The 14706-nt window shown below is 64.4% G+C and carries 14 protein-coding genes; 4 read left to right on the plus strand and 10 right to left on the minus strand.

Annotated features, from left to right (window positions below; translation table 11 throughout):
* Positions 1-173: 173 nt before the first annotated feature.
* Positions 174-887, plus strand: a complete 714-nt coding sequence (locus tag AC1D1Y_RS09105; protein WP_477682053.1) for a YebC/PmpR family DNA-binding transcriptional regulator — start codon at positions 174-176, stop codon at positions 885-887.
* Here AC1D1Y_RS09105 and AC1D1Y_RS09110 read toward each other — a convergent pair.
* From AC1D1Y_RS09110 to AC1D1Y_RS09125, 4 genes are all read right to left on the minus strand, one after another.
* Positions 884-1231, minus strand: a complete 348-nt coding sequence (locus tag AC1D1Y_RS09110; RefSeq protein WP_477682054.1) for a hypothetical protein — start codon at positions 1229-1231, stop codon at positions 884-886. The genes AC1D1Y_RS09105 and AC1D1Y_RS09110 overlap by 4 nt on opposite strands.
* Positions 1228-2073 (minus strand): hypothetical protein, encoded by an 846-nt coding sequence (locus tag AC1D1Y_RS09115; RefSeq protein WP_477682055.1) that lies wholly within the window; start codon positions 2071-2073, stop codon positions 1228-1230. Before AC1D1Y_RS09115 ends, AC1D1Y_RS09110 begins: the two co-directional genes overlap by 4 nt.
* Positions 2074-2245: 172 nt before the next feature.
* The gene (clpB, locus tag AC1D1Y_RS09120) at positions 2246-4846 is read right to left on the minus strand and encodes an ATP-dependent chaperone ClpB (protein ID WP_477682056.1); all 2601 of its coding nucleotides are present in this window, start codon (positions 4844-4846) and stop codon (positions 2246-2248) included.
* A 673-nt stretch (positions 4847-5519) separates the two neighbouring features.
* Entirely contained in the window at positions 5520-5996 is a 477-nt protein-coding gene (locus tag AC1D1Y_RS09125) for a molybdenum cofactor biosynthesis protein MoaE (RefSeq protein ID WP_477682057.1), read from the minus strand.
* Between the two features lie 285 nt (positions 5997-6281).
* On the opposite strand from AC1D1Y_RS09125, the gene dapA reads away from it, so the two are divergent.
* Positions 6282-7184 carry a 4-hydroxy-tetrahydrodipicolinate synthase gene (gene dapA, locus AC1D1Y_RS09130; RefSeq protein WP_477682058.1) on the plus strand — a complete coding sequence of 301 codons (903 nt, stop codon included), beginning with the start codon at positions 6282-6284 and terminating at the stop codon, positions 7182-7184.
* A gap of 10 nt (positions 7185-7194) precedes the next feature.
* Here dapA and AC1D1Y_RS09135 read toward each other — a convergent pair whose 3' ends face one another.
* From AC1D1Y_RS09135 to AC1D1Y_RS09160, 6 genes are all read right to left on the minus strand, one after another.
* Positions 7195-7446: a MoaD/ThiS family protein gene (locus AC1D1Y_RS09135; protein WP_477682059.1), complete on the minus strand. Its 252-nt coding sequence runs from the start codon at positions 7444-7446 to the stop codon at positions 7195-7197.
* Positions 7447-7468: 22 nt separating this feature from the next.
* The gene (locus tag AC1D1Y_RS09140; RefSeq protein WP_477682060.1) at positions 7469-8710 is read right to left on the minus strand and encodes a molybdopterin molybdotransferase MoeA; all 1242 of its coding nucleotides are present in this window, start codon (positions 8708-8710) and stop codon (positions 7469-7471) included.
* Positions 8711-8786: 76 nt separating this feature from the next.
* On the minus strand, positions 8787-9335 hold the full coding sequence (gene mobB / locus AC1D1Y_RS09145; RefSeq protein ID WP_477682061.1) for a molybdopterin-guanine dinucleotide biosynthesis protein B: 549 nt from the start codon (positions 9333-9335) through the stop codon (positions 8787-8789).
* A 33-nt stretch (positions 9336-9368) separates the two neighbouring features.
* Positions 9369-10784: a threonine synthase gene (thrC, locus tag AC1D1Y_RS09150; RefSeq protein ID WP_477682062.1), complete on the minus strand. Its 1416-nt coding sequence runs from the start codon at positions 10782-10784 to the stop codon at positions 9369-9371.
* Positions 10784-12106 carry a homoserine dehydrogenase gene (locus tag AC1D1Y_RS09155; RefSeq protein ID WP_411883264.1) on the minus strand — a complete coding sequence of 441 codons (1323 nt, stop codon included), beginning with the start codon at positions 12104-12106 and terminating at the stop codon, positions 10784-10786. Before AC1D1Y_RS09155 ends, thrC begins: the two co-directional genes overlap by 1 nt.
* Positions 12107-12203: 97 nt before the next feature.
* Complete coding sequence (locus tag AC1D1Y_RS09160) at positions 12204-13427, minus strand: pyridoxal phosphate-dependent aminotransferase (protein ID WP_477682063.1); 1224 nt, start codon at positions 13425-13427, stop codon at positions 12204-12206.
* 196 nt (positions 13428-13623) lie between these two features.
* Between AC1D1Y_RS09160 and AC1D1Y_RS09165 the strand changes: the two genes are divergently transcribed.
* Together AC1D1Y_RS09165 and AC1D1Y_RS09170 are read left to right on the plus strand one after the other, a co-directional pair.
* Positions 13624-14022, plus strand: coding sequence for an Mth938-like domain-containing protein (locus AC1D1Y_RS09165; RefSeq protein ID WP_477682064.1), 399 nt, complete (start codon positions 13624-13626; stop codon positions 14020-14022).
* Between the two features lie 124 nt (positions 14023-14146).
* Positions 14147-14623, plus strand: a complete 477-nt coding sequence (locus tag AC1D1Y_RS09170; protein WP_477654673.1) for a peroxiredoxin — start codon at positions 14147-14149, stop codon at positions 14621-14623.
* Positions 14624-14706: the final 83 nt, after the last annotated feature.

Below are 14706 nucleotides of genomic sequence, written 5' to 3' on the forward strand. Positions count from 1 at the left end.
TGCTGTAGCGGGAAGGCGCTGATGTTCGCGTCGGCGCCGTCCTACCGTTGCGGCCGCACCGTATGGGTGTATAACCAGAGACCCCGATCCCGCAGCGCGCGCTTCGCGCCGTGCCGCAGGACCCCCAATACACAGCCAGGCGCTTGGCGCGGCAACAGCAAGGAAGAACGGACATGGGCGCGCAGTGGAAAGCAAAAGGCAAGGAACTGGCCGCGAATGCCAGGGGCCGGGTATTCGGCAAACTGGCCAAGGAAATCATGGTCGCGGCGCGCAACGGCGCGGACCCGGCCTCGAACGCACGGCTGCGGCTGGTGGTGGAGCAGGCCCGCAAGGTCTCCATGCCCAAGGACACCCTGGAGCGCGCCATCAAAAAGGGCGCTGGCCTCACGGGCGACGCGGTGCATTTCGAGCATGTAATCTACGAGGGCTTCGCGCCGCACCGCGTTCCCCTGATGGTCGAATGCCTGACAGACAACCTGAACCGCACGGCCTCCGAAATCCGTGTGCTGTTCCGCAAGGGGCACCTGGGCACTTCGGGCTCGGTCTCCTGGGACTTCGACCACGTGGGCATGATTGAAGCCGAACCCCTGGCTGCCGGCGCCGACCCCGAACTGGCCGCGATTGAAGCCGGCGCCCAGGACTTCGAGCCGGGCCACGAAGAAGGCACAACCATGTTCCTGACCGACCACGCCGACCTGGACATCGTCAGCCGCGCCCTGCCCGCGCAGGGTTTTACCGTGCTGTCGGCCAAGCTCGGCTACAAGGCCAAGAATCCCGTCAGTCCGTCCACCCTGAGCGCCGGCGAGCTTGAGGAAGTCGAGGCCTTCCTGGCCGCCATCGATGCGAACGACGACGTGCAGAACATTTTTGTCGGCCTGGGCGACTAGGAAGCAGGAACCGCCTCGTAGCGGGGCCGTATCCGGGTTTTCTGCACGATGCCGGACGGCGTAAACAGGATCACAAACTCGGCGCCCGGTGTTTCGCTTTTGGGCGGCTTCTCCCGGTAAGCCCAGACCTCGTAGCCGCTGTCGAACCTGACCACCGTGGCGGGGCCCAGCGCGGCGGCCACGTCGGCTTTGGTGCTGGTTCCGGGGATCACCATCCCCTGCGCACCCTGCATCGACAGGTTGGCATCACGAAAAGGCGGCCGGGTTTCCTCCACCCCGCCCGGGCCGGCGCAGCCCGCCAGCACCAGGCCGGCACACAAAATGAGCCTGCACGCCAGCATCATCCGCCCTCCATGTAGTCAAACTCAACCAGGGTGTCGTTGGGCCAGCTGCGGTCGCCCAGGGGCAGGAAGTAGGTGCGGTCCACCAGCACCTCGCAGTCGCAGTCGGGCAGGTCCCTGTCGAGTTTGGGGTCGTCGCTCGCGGCGGCGTAAAGCATGGCCAGGGGCAGGATTTCGCGGCGCTCGCCGGCGACCAGCGTGACGCTGAACAGCGGGCGCTCCGAAAAGAACAGGTAGAGCGGAGCCGGCTTGTCGCAGTAAGCCGGCGTGTCGAACACGGCGCCGGCAATCCGGTCAACAACGCCGCCGCCGCGCGAAACCAGGCCGGCCTCCATGCCTACCCGACACTCCAGCCGCAGGTCGCCCAGGCGGCGGGTATTGGGCGGCAGGCCCGGCGTGCGGATCTCGGTGCGCCAGGTCATGCTTTGCGCCTTGCGGTTGGGGATGACCTGCGCATCTTCCGAGAAAGCCTTTGGGTCGCGCGGCAGGCTGAAGGTGTGGTCGGGCGCAATGGTCACCGGAAAGGCGACGCTGCTGCCTATGACCTCCATGTCAATCGAGTTCATGTCGGTCTCGCGCCGCCGCGGCAGCAGCTTGAAGCGCAGCGGGGCATTTGGTGCGAGGTTTTTTTCGCGCTCGAAGAGTTCCATGCCCCGGATCATTTTGCGGTAGGACTTCTCGACCGGATCGCGGTTGGCCTTGGCGCTGACGGTCACCGGGGCCAGGGTGCGCGGCGCGCCTGCCTCTTTGCTTCCCGGATCTTGTGCCGCGGCCTGCGAGCCGACAGCCAGGCTTGCCGCCAGGCAGGCGGTGCGCAGCGCGACGCGGGCAAGGCGGTTGGGCATGTCGGTTCCGATGGGGCAGAAGCCCATCGTAGGCCAGGCGGGCCGGTGGAGATGTAGGACGATTCCAGCATTTCCTCCGCGGCGCGGTCATAAAAAAACCCGCCCCGGCGCAAGCCGGAGCGGGCTGTGAGGCTCACCATGAAACTGGTGGCCTGGGGCCGTCAACGGGCCCCTAGTGAACCGTCGATTCGAACCGGAACACGCCCGGGTCGCGGATGGGATCCACGTCCACCGGTATCGTGCTCTTGGGCGGGAAACGCCCTTCCAGCAGCAGCTTGCTCAGCGGATTTTCGATCCGCTGCTGGATGGCCCGCTTGAGCGGCCTGGCGCCGAAGACCGGGTCGAAGCCGACCTTGGCGAGCTCGGCGATCGCCGCTTCCGACACGTCCAGCGCAAGGTCCATCTTCTGCAGCCGGGCGACCAGCACCTTGAGCTGTATCCGCGCGATGGACTCGATATTCTTCGCATCCAGGGCGTGGAACACCACGGTCTCGTCGATCCGGTTCAGGAACTCGGGCCGGAAATAGTTTTTGAGTTCGTCCGTCACCGCGTCCTTGATCTCTTCGGTGGGCTTGCCGACCATGGACTGGATGATGGGCGAACCAATGTTGCTGGTCATGACAATCACGGTGTTCTTGAAGTCCACCGTGCGGCCCTGCCCGTCCGTCAGGCGGCCGTCGTCCAGCACCTGCAGCAGCACATTGAACACGTCGGGATGGGCTTTTTCGACCTCGTCGAGCAGCAGCACGCTGTAGGGCTTGCGGCGCACGGCTTCGGTCAGGTAGCCGCCCTCCTCATAGCCCACATAGCCCGGAGGCGCGCCTATCAGGCGGGCCACCGAATGCTTTTCCATGAACTCGCTCATGTCGACGCGTATCAGGTGGTCTTCGCTGTCGAACAGGAAGCCGGCCAGCGCCTTGCACAGCTCGGTCTTGCCCACGCCGGTGGGGCCCAGGAACAGGAAGGAGCCGGTCGGGCGGTTCGGGTCGCTCAGGCCGGAGCGTGAACGGCGTATCGCGTTGGCCACCGCGCTGATGGCTTCCTCCTGGCCGACCACGCGCTCATGCAACTTGCCCTCCATCTGCAGCAGCTTGTCACGCTCGCCCTGCATGAGCTTGCTGACAGGGATGCCGGTGGCGCGCGCCACGACCTCGGCGATCTCTTCGGCGCCGACCTGGGTGCGCAGCAGTGTGGGCGCGTTGGACTTGCCCTTGCTGGCTTCGATGTCCTGCGCTTCCTTCAGGCGCTTTTCGAGTTCGGGCAGCTTGCCGTATTGCAGTTCGGCGACCTTGTTGAAGTCGCCCTTGCGGGTGAACTCCTCGATCTGGAAGCGGATGCGGTCGATCTCCTCCATGACGTCCTTGGAGCCCAGGGCTTGCGCTTTTTCGGCCTGCCAGATTTCGTCGAGGTCGGAGATCTCTTTTTGCAGCTTGGCGATTTCTTCTTCGATCAGCTCGAAGCGTTTTTGCGAGGCTTCGTCTTTTTCGCGGCGCACGGCTTCGCGCTCGATCTGTAGCTGGATCAGGCGGCGGTCGAGCTTGTCCATGACCTCGGGCTTGGAGTCCATCTCGATCTTGATCTTGGCCGCGGCCTCGTCGATCAGGTCGATGGCCTTGTCGGGCAGGAAACGGTCGGTGATGTAGCGGTGGCTCAGCTCGGCCGCGGCCACGATGGCCGGGTCGGTGATCTGCACGCCGTGGTGCGCTTCATACTTTTCCTGCAGGCCGCGCAGGATGGCGATGGTGGCCTCCACCGTGGGCTCGCCGACCAGGATTTTCTGGAAGCGGCGCTCCAGCGCGGCGTCTTTTTCGATGTACTTGCGGTATTCGTCGAGCGTGGTGGCGCCCACGCAGTGCAGCTCGCCGCGCGCCAGTGCGGGCTTGAGCATGTTGCCCGCGTCCATCGCGCCTTCAGCCTTGCCGGCGCCCACCATGGTGTGCAGCTCGTCGATGAAAACAATGGTCTGGCCCTCGTCCTTGGCCAGCTCGTTGAGCACGGTTTTCAGGCGCTCTTCAAACTCGCCGCGGAACTTGGCGCCCGCCAGCAGCGCGGCCATGTCGAGCGAGAGCACGCGTTTGCCCTTGAGGGAGTCCGGCACCTCGCCGGCCACGATGCGCTGGGCCAGGCCTTCGACGATGGCGGTCTTGCCGACGCCGGGCTCGCCGATCAGCACGGGGTTGTTCTTGGTGCGGCGCTGCAGCACCTGGATGGCGCGGCGGATTTCGTCGTCGCGGCCTATGACTGGGTCGAGCTTGCCCAGGCGGGCGCGCTCGGTCAGGTCCATGCAGTATTTCTTGAGGGCTTCGCGCTGGCCTTCGGCGTCGGCGCTGTTCACGCCCTGGCCGCCGCGCACCGCGTCTATCGCGGCTTCGAGCGCCTTGCGGGTCAGGCCGTTTTCCTTGGCCAGGCGGCCGACGTCGCCTTTGCTGTCGGCCACGGCCAGCAGAAAGAGTTCGCCGGCGATGAACTGGTCGTTGCGTTTGATGGCTTCTTTTTCGGTGGCCTGCAGCAGCTTGGCGAGGTCGGGGCCGACCTGGAGCTGGTCCTGGCCTTGGACCTGGGGCAGCTTCTTGACGGCGACGTCGGCCGCCTGCATGAGGCCGCCGACGTTGACGCCGGCTCTTTCCAGCAGCGCGCGGGGGCCGTCGTCCTGGCGCAGCATGGCGGCCAGCAGGTGGACCGGCTCGATATAGCCGTTGTCATTGCCCAGCGCAAGGGACTGCGCGTCGCTCAGGGCTTCCTGGAATTTGGTGGTCAGTTTGTCTTGTCGCATGAAGAGGGCTCCGTGGATTCCGGCAGGCCTGGTTCAGGCCCATCCGGATGGATGTTGCACAGTATCTGGGGGGCTGGTGCTGGTTTTCAAGCATTTTCCCGGCGCCCCTAAAATCGCCCCATGAACATCCACCAGGTCTCGGTGACCTACCACCAGGAGCAGGACAGGCTGCTGGTGCGCATCAGCAGCCATGAAAGCGAGGAATTGCGCCTGTGGTTGACCCGTCGCATGACGCTCTCCCTGATGCCGATTCTGACGAAAACCGCCGCCGACCAGCTGACCCGGGAAACCCAAGACAGCGACATCGCAACGCCGCAGGACCTGCATCGCCGGCGCATGGTGGAAAGCTTCAACAAAGAAGCTCTGGCCCAGGCAAGCGATTTCAGGACACCCTACCAGGCCGAAGGCGCCGCGCTACCGCTAGGGACTGAGCCGTTGCTGGTGACGGAAGTCAAAATGTCTTTGCTGAAATCGGGCAAACTGGAACTGGCTTTTATCGAAAAGCTGCCCGAACCGGGACGCAATGTGCGAATCGCCATCAGCGCCCGGCTCACCCAGGGATTGCTGCAGCTCCTGAACAAGTGCCTCAAAAAATCCCAGTGGCTCAAGTCACCGCCGGTCGCCGGCCTCGAAGACCGTGGAAAAGCCCCGCTACCTGAACTAGGGCCTGTGTTCAGGCATTGGGGGCCACAATGCCCCACTTGGCCAGCGCCGCGTCGTCGGTCACGCGCGCATCAACCCAGCGCGCACCTTCAGGCGTCTGCTCTTTTTTCCAGAACGGCGCCTGGGTCTTGAGGTAGTCCATCAGGAACTCGCAGGCCTTGAAGCTTTCACCGCGGTGCGCGGAGGTCACGGCCACCAGGACGACTTGGTCCAGCGGCTGCAACAGGCCAACGCGGTGGACCACACGGGCGCCGAAGATGTCAAAGCGCACCATTGCCTCGTCCACCATGGCTTCGATGGCTTTTTCGGTCATACCGGGGTAGTGCTCCAGCTCCATGCTGCTGACGCTCAGGCCGTCGTTACGGTCACGAACGGTGCCGGTGAAGGTGCAGACGGCACCCACCCGCTTGTCGGTGGCGCGCAGTGCAGCCACCTCCTCGGCGAGGTTGAAGTCATCGGTGGTGATCAGGACACGGGGTGAAGCCATAGTGGCAATTTTGCCACTCGCGCCCCCGGAACGCAGTGCCTACGGTAAGATTTGCCGCATGAATGGCCACACCTGCCCCCTCGCCGACCGGACGCACGACAGCGCCCGCGGCCTTGGGGTGTGCGCCAGCAAATCGAAAAAACCGTTGCTCATTTGACCGGGGCTGCGGTTCCGTCGTCGAATGAGCGATGGAACCGCCGGTTACTTTCCAAGCCTTTTGCGGACACCCTTCTCTTGTTCTGATGACGGCCTTTCAAGCCGGTCAGTTTTTTGGGATGTGTCTTCATGCAAACAGCGTTCAATGCCGATCAAACCGATCAGGCCGCCACCGATTTCTCGGGTCTCTGGATCCCGCTCGTCACCCCCTTTGACCAGGGCAAGGTCGATCATGCGGCCTTGAAACGCCTGGTGGCGCATTACCGCGCCAAGGGCATCGCCGGGCTGGTGGTCTGCGGCTCCACCGGCGAAGCCGCCGCCCTGGACGAGGACGAGCAGTTGCAGACGCTGCGCACCGTGATGGAACAAGCCGACGGCCTGCCACTGGTCATGGGCCTGTCGGGCTACCACCTGGGCAAGACGGCGGCACGCATCGAGGCGCTGGGCGCGCTGGGCCTGGTCGGCATCCTGCTGCCCGCGCCCAGCTATATCCGGCCCTCCCAGGCGGGCCTGATTGAATGGTTCACTGCCCTGGCCGACGTGAGCGCCGTGCCGGTCATCCTCTATGACATCCCCTATCGCACCGGCAGCCGCCTGGAACTTGAAACCTTGCTGGCGCTGGCCAACCACCCGCGCATCCTGGCCCTCAAGGACTGCGGCGGTGACCCGGCCAAGACAAAGGCCCTGATCGCCGATGGGCGGCTGCAGGTGCTGGCGGGCGAAGACGTGAATATTTTCAGCACCGTGGCACAGGGCGGCCGGGGTGCGATTGCGGCGGCAGCCCATCTGCACACGGAACGTTTTGTGGAAGTGCTGCGGCGCATCCGGGCGGGTGACCTGGCCGGGGCCGAGGCCTTGTGGGCGCCACTGCAGCCCTTGATAGCCGGCCTGTTTGCCGAGCCCAATCCGGGGCCGCTCAAGGCGTTGATGGCGGAGCGCGGCCTGCTTCGCAACGAGCTGCGCAGCCCGATGACACGGGCTTCTACCGAATTGGCCGAACGCCTTCAGCGGCTGGATGCGCTGGTGGCTTGAGCCGGGCGGGTCAGCCGCCGGTCACGGGCGGGAAGAAAGCGACTTCGCAGCCATCGCTGAGCAGTGCTGCTTCGTCGCTCATGACCTGGTTGAGCGCCATGCGCACCGACCGGCCGCGCGCCAGGCTGGCGGCATGCGCGGGCGTAGCCGCGAGCAGTTCATCGCGCAGGGCAGCCAGCGTGGTGGCGGCGGTGTCGCGCACCTCGCTGCCCTGCCCTATGGCTTCGCGGATGGAGGCAAAGTATTTGATCGTGACTTTCATGGGAAGGCCTTTATGCGGCGCCTTACGCCATCAATGCCGAAAACGGGATGAACTGCACCGTGTCGCCATGGGCAATCACCTGGCCGGCCGGGTTGTCGATGACGCCGTCGCCCCAGACGGCCGAGGTCAGCACACCCGAGCTCTGGTTGCTGAACAGGTCGAGCCCGCCGGCGGCATTGCGCCTGGCGCGCAAAAATTCGCGGCGCTTGTCGGCCTTGGGCCAGTCGAAATGGGCCGGCAGCGCGATGGAAGCGGGAGCCACCTCGGACGCGCCCTGCAGCCTGAGCAAAAAGGGCCGCACCAGCACCAGGAAGGTCACAAAGCTGGACACCGGGTTGCCCGGCAGGCCGATGAAGTGCGCGCCGCCGACCTTGCCGCAAGCGAAAGGCTTGCCCGGCTTCATGGCGATCTGCCAGAGGGCGAGTTCGCCCAGCGCCTGCACGGCGGGCTTGATGTGGTCTTCCTCGCCGACCGAGACGCCGCCGCTGGTGAGGATCAGGTCGTGCTGCTCGCTGGCGCCCTTGAGCGCGGCGACGGTGGCGTCCAGGCGGTCGGGCACGATGCCGAGGTCGGTCACGCTGCAGCCCAGGCGCAGCAGCAAGGCGCGCAAGAAGAAACGATTGGAGTTGTAGATGGCGCCGGGCTTCATGTCGGCCGGTGCGACCTCGCCGGGCATGACGAGTTCGTCGCCCGTGGAGAACAAGGCCACGCGCACCCGGGGCGCGACCTGCAGCTTGTCAAAACCGATGCTGGCGGCCAAGCCCAGCGAGGCCGGCGTCAGGCGTTCACCGCGGCGCAGAACCACGGCGCCGGCGGCCACGTCCTCGCCGCGGCGGCGGATCCATTGGCCGGGCTGCGGCCTGGCTTTGATGCGCACGCCCTCACTCACGGCTTCGCAGTCTTCCTGCATCACCACCGCATCGGCGCCGGGCGGGATGGGCGCGCCGGTGAAGATGCGCGCCGCCGAGGCCGGTGCCAGGGCATGGCCGCTGCTGCCGGCCGGAATGCGCTGGCCGACCGGCAGCACAGCGCCCTCGGCCCAGTCGGCCGCGCGCAGTGCGTAGCCGTCCATGGAGCTGTTGTCATGGGCCGGCACGTCGAGGCTGGAGACCAGGTCCTGGGCCAGCACGCGGCCGTCGGCGTCAAAGGTGGAAACGGTTTCGACACCGGGCAAGCTTGCCGCGCGGGCCAGCAACTCGGCCAGCGCCTGGTCCAGAGGCTTCAGGGGTGCGTGGGCGGTGGGTGCGGTGGGAACAGAACTCATGGTCGGGGTGTCCGGAACAAAGGCATGAACGGAACTGGGCTGGCGTCAGGGCTGGCCTTCACTGCCTCACCCAGGCCTAGCCGAAACGGTCTTCGAAGGAATAAGCAAAGCGCTCCTGATTGTTCATCAGGTAGTCGGCCACGGCGTCGGCGTCGTTCAAATCCAGCACCGGACGCAAGGTTGCTTCGGGCAACTGGTCGGGAGTGTCGGTGGCGATGGCAACGATGAAGTCGTCGTCCATGTAGCGGGCGGGCTTGCCTGGGTAATCGGCCGAAGGACCACGCCAGACTTCGATCTTGAGCAGGTCGCTGCTCTTGAAGCCTTCCACCAGCACCCAGTCGACACCGCCGTAAAGCTCGGCGATCAGCTGGTGCACCGTCATCTCGGACGGCTTTTCAAACTCGCGCATCAGCGCCAGGCGGTTCTGCGAAGCCACCACCACCTCGAAGGCGCCGGCCACGCGGTGGCGGAAGGTGTCTTTGCCGGGGTGGTCGATGTCGAACTTGTGGTGCGCATGCTTGACCACCGACACGCGCAGGCCCCTGGCCTTGAGCGCGGGAATCAGCTTTTCCACCAGCGTGGTCTTGCCCGAGCCGGAGTAACCGGCGAAACCGACGACGTTCATGGCCGGGCCTTCCAGGCGGGGCCGCAGCCCGCGTCAATGCACATGGTCGGCAATGTAGCGCTTGATGACGGCCGCATCGGCGGGCAGCACCTTGACGCGCTTGGGCAGGTCTTCGATGCCCTCGAACTTCGCGGGCCGCGCGGGCGCGTGGCCCAGCGCCTCTTCAATCGTGGCCGCGAACTTGATGGGCAGCGCGGTTTCCAGCACGAGCATGGGCACGCCGGGCTGGAGCTGCTCGCGCGCCACCTTCACGCCATCGGCGGTGTGGGTGTCAATCGTGGTGCCGAAGCGCTTGTGGGTGTCGCGAATCGTCGCGAGTCTGTCGGCATGGGTGCTCTTGCCGCTCACAAAACCGTAGCGCTGCGCGGCCGACTTGAAAGCCGTTTCGGCGCTCAGGTCAAACCGGCCCTGGCTGCCGAGCTGGTCATGGAACAAGGCCTTGGTCTTGGTGCCGTCGCGGCCCAGCAGGTCGAACACAAAACGCTCGAAGTTCGAGGCCTTGGAAATGTCCATGGAGGGACTGGAGGTTTCATGCGTGTCGGCGCTACCGCGCACGCGGTAAACGCCGGTGCGAAAAAACTCGTCGAGCACGTCGTTCTCGTTGGTGGCCACCACCAGCTTGCCGATCGGCAGGCCCATCATGCGGGCGACGTGACCGGCGCAGACGTTGCCGAAATTGCCCGAAGGCACGGTGAAGTCGACTTTTTCAGTGTTGTTGCTTGTGGCCTGGAAGTAGCCGGCGAAGTAGTACACCACTTGCGCCATCAGGCGCGCCCAGTTGATGGAGTTGACGGTGCCGATCTTGTACTGGCGCTTGAAAGGCAGGTCGTTGGACACGGCCTTGACGATGTCCTGGCAGTCGTCGAACACACCTTCGACCGCGATGTTGTGGATGTTTTCGTCCTGCAGGCTGAACATCTGGGCCTGCTGGAAGGGGCTCATGCGGCCCTTGGGCGAGGTCATGAAGACGCGCACGCCCTTCTTGCCGCGCATGGCGTATTCGGCCGCGCTGCCGGTGTCGCCGCTGGTGGCGCCCAGGATGTTGAGCTCTTCGCCGCGGCGCGCCAACTCGTATTCGAACAGGTTGCCCAGCAGCTGCATGGCCATGTCCTTGAAGGCCAGCGTGGGGCCGTTGGACAGGGCTTCGAGGTAGAGGCCGTCTTCGAGTTTTTTCAGCGGAACGATGGCCTTGGTGCCGAACACTGCTTCGGTATAGGTCTTATCGCAGATCGCTTTGAGGTCGGCGGCGGGGATGTCGTCGACGTACAGTGAAAGAACCTCGAAGGCCAGTTCAGCGTAAGACAGGCCGCGCCACTTCTGCAGCGTCACGGCATCCACTTGCGGATATTGCTCGGGCAGGTAGAGGCCGCCGTCAGGCGCCAAACCCTCGAGCAGGATTTCGCAGAAGCGCTTGCGGTCGGCATGGCCGCGCGTGGAGATGTACAGCATCAGGCCAGCTCCTCCTTGCGGATGCGCGTGATGGGGGCCAGCACCGTGGGCAGGGCCTGCATTTGGGCCAGGGCGCCGTTCATCTTGGCTTCCACGCACTCATGCGTGAGGATGATGAGGTCGGTGTGGGTGGAGCCCTCGCCGCCGACTTCATCGGCTTCGCGCTGCAGCACGGCATCGATGCTGATGCCCGCGCCGGCGAGGATGCCGGTGACCTTGGCCAGCACGCCGGCTTCGTCGGCGACCTTGAGCCGCAGGTAGTAGCTGGTGACGACGTCGGACATCGGAACGACCGGCAGGTCGCTCATCGCGTCGGGCTGGAAGGCCAGGTGTGGCACGCGGTGCTCAGGGTCGGCCGTGTGCAGGCGCGCGATGTCGACGAGGTCGGCGATCACGGCGCTGGCGGTAGGCTCGCTGCCCGCGCCCTTGCCGTAGTACAGCGTAGTGCCGACGGCATCGCCCTGCACCACCACGGCGTTCATCGCGCCTTCCACATTGGCGATCAGGCGCTTGGCCGGCACCAGGCTGGGGTGCACGCGCAGCTCGATGCCGTTGGCAGCGCGCTTGGTGATGCCCAGCAGCTTGATGCGGTAGCCGAGCTGCTCGGCGTAGCGGATGTCCTGCGCGGCCAGGCCGGTGATGCCCTCGACATAAGCCTTGTCGAACTGCACCGGGATGCCGAAAGCGATGGCCGACATCAGGGTGACCTTGTGGCCGGCGTCCACGCCCTCGATGTCGAAGGTGGGGTCGGCTTCGGCGTAGCCCAGGCGCTGCGCTTCTTTCAGCACGACGTCGAAATCCAGGCCCTTGTCGCGCATCTCGGACAGGATGAAGTTGGTGGTGCCGTTGATGATGCCGGCGATCCACTGGATGCTGTTGGCCGTCAGGCCTTCGCGCAGCGCCTTGATGATGGGAATGCCGCCGGCGACAGCCGCCTCGAAGGCCACCATCACGCCCTTGCGGTGGGCTGCCGCGAAAATCTCGGTGCCGTGCACGGCCAGCAGCGCTTTATTGGCGGTGACCACGTGCTTGCCGGCCTCGATGGCTTCCAGCACCAGTTGCTTGGCGATGCCATAGCCGCCAATGAGCTCGATCACGATGTCGACGTCGGGGCTGGCCACGACTTTGCGCGCGTCGTCCACGACCTGCACGCCCGGGCCGACGGCGGCCTTGGCGCGCGCCACATCGAGGTCGGCGACCATGGTGATCTCAATGCCGCGGCCGGCGCGGCGGCGGATTTCTTCCTGGTTGCGCTGCAATACGTTGTAGGTGCCGCTGCCCACGGTGCCTATGCCCAGGAGGCCTACGCGGATGGGGCTCAAATTCGTCGGTTTCATAGTTGCTGAAGTCTTGCTTTAGTGTGATCTGGAGGCCTGCCGCCTCAAGGGGCGGAGGGAGCTGAAGGGGGCCGATACAGGGTCAAGTTCGGTTGTTGCGGTAGTTCTCGAGGAACTTCGCGATGCGGCCGATGGCTTCGCGCAGGTCTTCCTCATGCGGCAGGAAAACGATGCGGAAATGGTCCGGGTCGGGCCAGTTGAAGCCAGTGCCCTGTACCAGCATCACCTTGGTCTCCTTGAGGAGTTCCAGGAAAAACTGGCGATCGTCCTTGATCGGGTAGACCTTGGGATCCAGGCGCGGGAACATGTAGAGCGCCGCGCTGGGCTTGACACAGGTGACGCCGGGGATGGCGGTGATGAGGTCGTAGGCCATGTCGCGCTGGCGGCGCAGGCGGCCGCCCTCGCAGGTCAGGTCGTTGATGCTCTGGTAGCCGCCCAGCGCGGTCTGTATGGCCCACTGGCCCGGCACGTTGGAGCACAGCTTCATGTTGGCCAGCATGTTCAGGCCCTCGATGTAGTCCTGTGCCTGCTTCTTGGGGCCGGACACCACCATCCAGCCGGCGCGGTAGCCACAGGAGCGGTAGCTCTTGGAGAGAGAATTGAAGGTCAGCGTGAGCACGTCGGTGGACAGGCTGGCGATGGCCGTGTGCTTGACGTCGTCGTACAGCACCTTGTCATAGACCTCGTCGGCGAGGATGACCAGGCCGTGCTCGCGCGCGATGTCGATGATGCCTTTGAGCAGCTCGTCGGAATACAGCGCGCCCGTCGGGTTGTTGGGGTTGATGACCGCGATGGCCTTGGTCCTGGGCGTGATCCGGGCGCGGATGTCGTCGAGGTTGGGCATCCAGCCATTGTTTTCATCGCAGCGGTAATGCACCGGCGTGCCGCCCGACAGGCTGGTGGAAGCGGTCCACAGCGGGTAGTCGGGCGCCGGCAGCAGCAGTTCGTCGCCGTCGTCGAGCAGGGCGTTGGTGGCCATGGAAATCAGCTCGCTCGCGCCGTTGCCCAGGTAGATGTCGTCCAGCGTGACGCCCTTGATGCCCTGCTTCTGGGTTTCGTGCATCACGGCCTTGCGTGCCGCAAAAATGCCCTTGCTGTCCGAATAGCCGGCCGAGGCGGGCAGGTTGCGGATCATGTCCTGCTGGACTTCCTCGGGCGCATCGAAGCCGAACACGGCCAGGTTGCCGATATTGAGCTTGATGAGCTTTTGGCCCTCTTCCTCCATCTGCTTGGCGGCGTCCATGATCGGGCCGCGGATGTCGTAAAGCACATTGGCAAGCTTGGCGGATTTGGTGATCGATTTCATGGAACGTTAAGAGGCTGTGGACGATGGCCGCGCTGCCCACCCTGCCGGCAACCGGGGAGATGCGGCGCGCTGCGGCGGGGAATTCGGGCGGAATCTATAATTTGACCACATAAAAGAAGGTTTTCGCTGGCAAACACCAGCACGCAAAACCCCGCGCACAGCCGCACCACGCCTTCACAACGCCCGGACCCTCCGCATGAAACTTCAGCCAGACCGCCTCGACGTCCAGTCCATCCTCGGCTACGGCCCCGGCTGGGTGGGCCTGGGGCGCGACGGGGTGGCGGAAAAGATAGAGCACAGCGTGGTGATCGGCTCACGCGGCGAGAAATTCGACTGGAACTGCGCGCGCTTTGAACTGCTGACCGCGGACCATTTCGCCTTGCTGGCCGAAACCCGGCCCGAGCTCGTGATTTTCGGTAGCGGGGCCCGCCTGCGCTTTGTGCCCCCTGCGTTTTTGCGCGTCCTGATGGAGCACCGCATTGGCGTTGAAACCATGGACACGCTTGCGGCCTGCCGAACCTACAACATCCTCGCGGGTGAAGGCCGGCAAGTGATTGCCGCCCTGCTGATTGAAACAGAAGGAACAGAAGGCTGAAATGCCCTCTCTTTCAGGGTAAAATCTAGGGTTGCACTTGGCAGTACATCCCGGGATGGAAATCCTGGGCCGTTTGCCAAAAGGCGCGGCTAATTACAACTACTTTCGTCAGGGTCTACTCAGTATGGCAGTCGTCGTCAATAAACCACTCCCCGAATTTGAAGCGATCGCCACCAGCGGCATCAAGGTTTCCAACCAGTCCCACCTGGGCAAAGTCGTGGTGTTGTACTTCTATCCCAAGGACAACACGCCGGGCTGCACCACGGAAGCCATGCAGTTCCGTGACCGCTATAAGGACTTCGTCAAGGCCGGCGCCACCGTATTCGGTGTCTCCCGCGACAACATGAAGTCCCACGACGAGTTCAAGTCCAAGCTTGAGCTCCCTTTCGAGCTGATTGCGGACACCGAAGAAAAAATGTGCCACATGTTCGGCGTGGTCAAAAACAAGATCATGTACGGCAAAAAGGTCAAAGGCATCGAACGCAGCACCTTCCTGGTGGGCGCCGACGGCCTGCTCAAAGAGGAATGGCGCGGACTGAAAGTGCCCGGCCATGTGGACGACGTGCTGAAAGCCGTCAAAGCCCTCAAAAAGGCCGCCTGAAACCATATTGAGGCCAGTTAGCAACAAAGGATTGCCCTGTCACTTGAGTTGTGCATAATGAACTCATGCTGTTGACACTCGCA

The organism is Polaromonas sp. P1_G1, from assembly GCF_056405595.1.

Bases quoted from the DNA above. Each gene is read 5' to 3' on its own strand.
- AC1D1Y_RS09105 (WP_477682053.1), top strand. From the start codon at position 174: ATGGGCGCGCAGTGGAAAGCAAAAGGCAAGGAACTGGCCGCGAATGCC.
- AC1D1Y_RS09110 (WP_477682054.1), bottom strand. From the start codon at position 1,231: ATGATGCTGGCGTGCAGGCTCATTTTGTGTGCCGGCCTGGTGCTGGCG.
- AC1D1Y_RS09115 (WP_477682055.1), bottom strand. From the start codon at position 2,073: ATGCCCAACCGCCTTGCCCGCGTCGCGCTGCGCACCGCCTGCCTGGCG.
- clpB (WP_477682056.1), bottom strand. From the start codon at position 4,846: ATGCGACAAGACAAACTGACCACCAAATTCCAGGAAGCCCTGAGCGAC.
- AC1D1Y_RS09125 (WP_477682057.1), bottom strand. From the start codon at position 5,996: ATGGCTTCACCCCGTGTCCTGATCACCACCGATGACTTCAACCTCGCC.
- dapA (WP_477682058.1), top strand. From the start codon at position 6,282: ATGCAAACAGCGTTCAATGCCGATCAAACCGATCAGGCCGCCACCGAT.
- AC1D1Y_RS09135 (WP_477682059.1), bottom strand. From the start codon at position 7,446: ATGAAAGTCACGATCAAATACTTTGCCTCCATCCGCGAAGCCATAGGG.
- AC1D1Y_RS09140 (WP_477682060.1), bottom strand. From the start codon at position 8,710: ATGAGTTCTGTTCCCACCGCACCCACCGCCCACGCACCCCTGAAGCCT.
- mobB (WP_477682061.1), bottom strand. From the start codon at position 9,335: ATGAACGTCGTCGGTTTCGCCGGTTACTCCGGCTCGGGCAAGACCACG.
- thrC (WP_477682062.1), bottom strand. From the start codon at position 10,784: ATGCTGTACATCTCCACGCGCGGCCATGCCGACCGCAAGCGCTTCTGC.
- AC1D1Y_RS09160 (WP_477682063.1), bottom strand. From the start codon at position 13,427: ATGAAATCGATCACCAAATCCGCCAAGCTTGCCAATGTGCTTTACGAC.
- AC1D1Y_RS09165 (WP_477682064.1), top strand. From the start codon at position 13,624: ATGAAACTTCAGCCAGACCGCCTCGACGTCCAGTCCATCCTCGGCTAC.
- AC1D1Y_RS09170 (WP_477654673.1), top strand. From the start codon at position 14,147: ATGGCAGTCGTCGTCAATAAACCACTCCCCGAATTTGAAGCGATCGCC.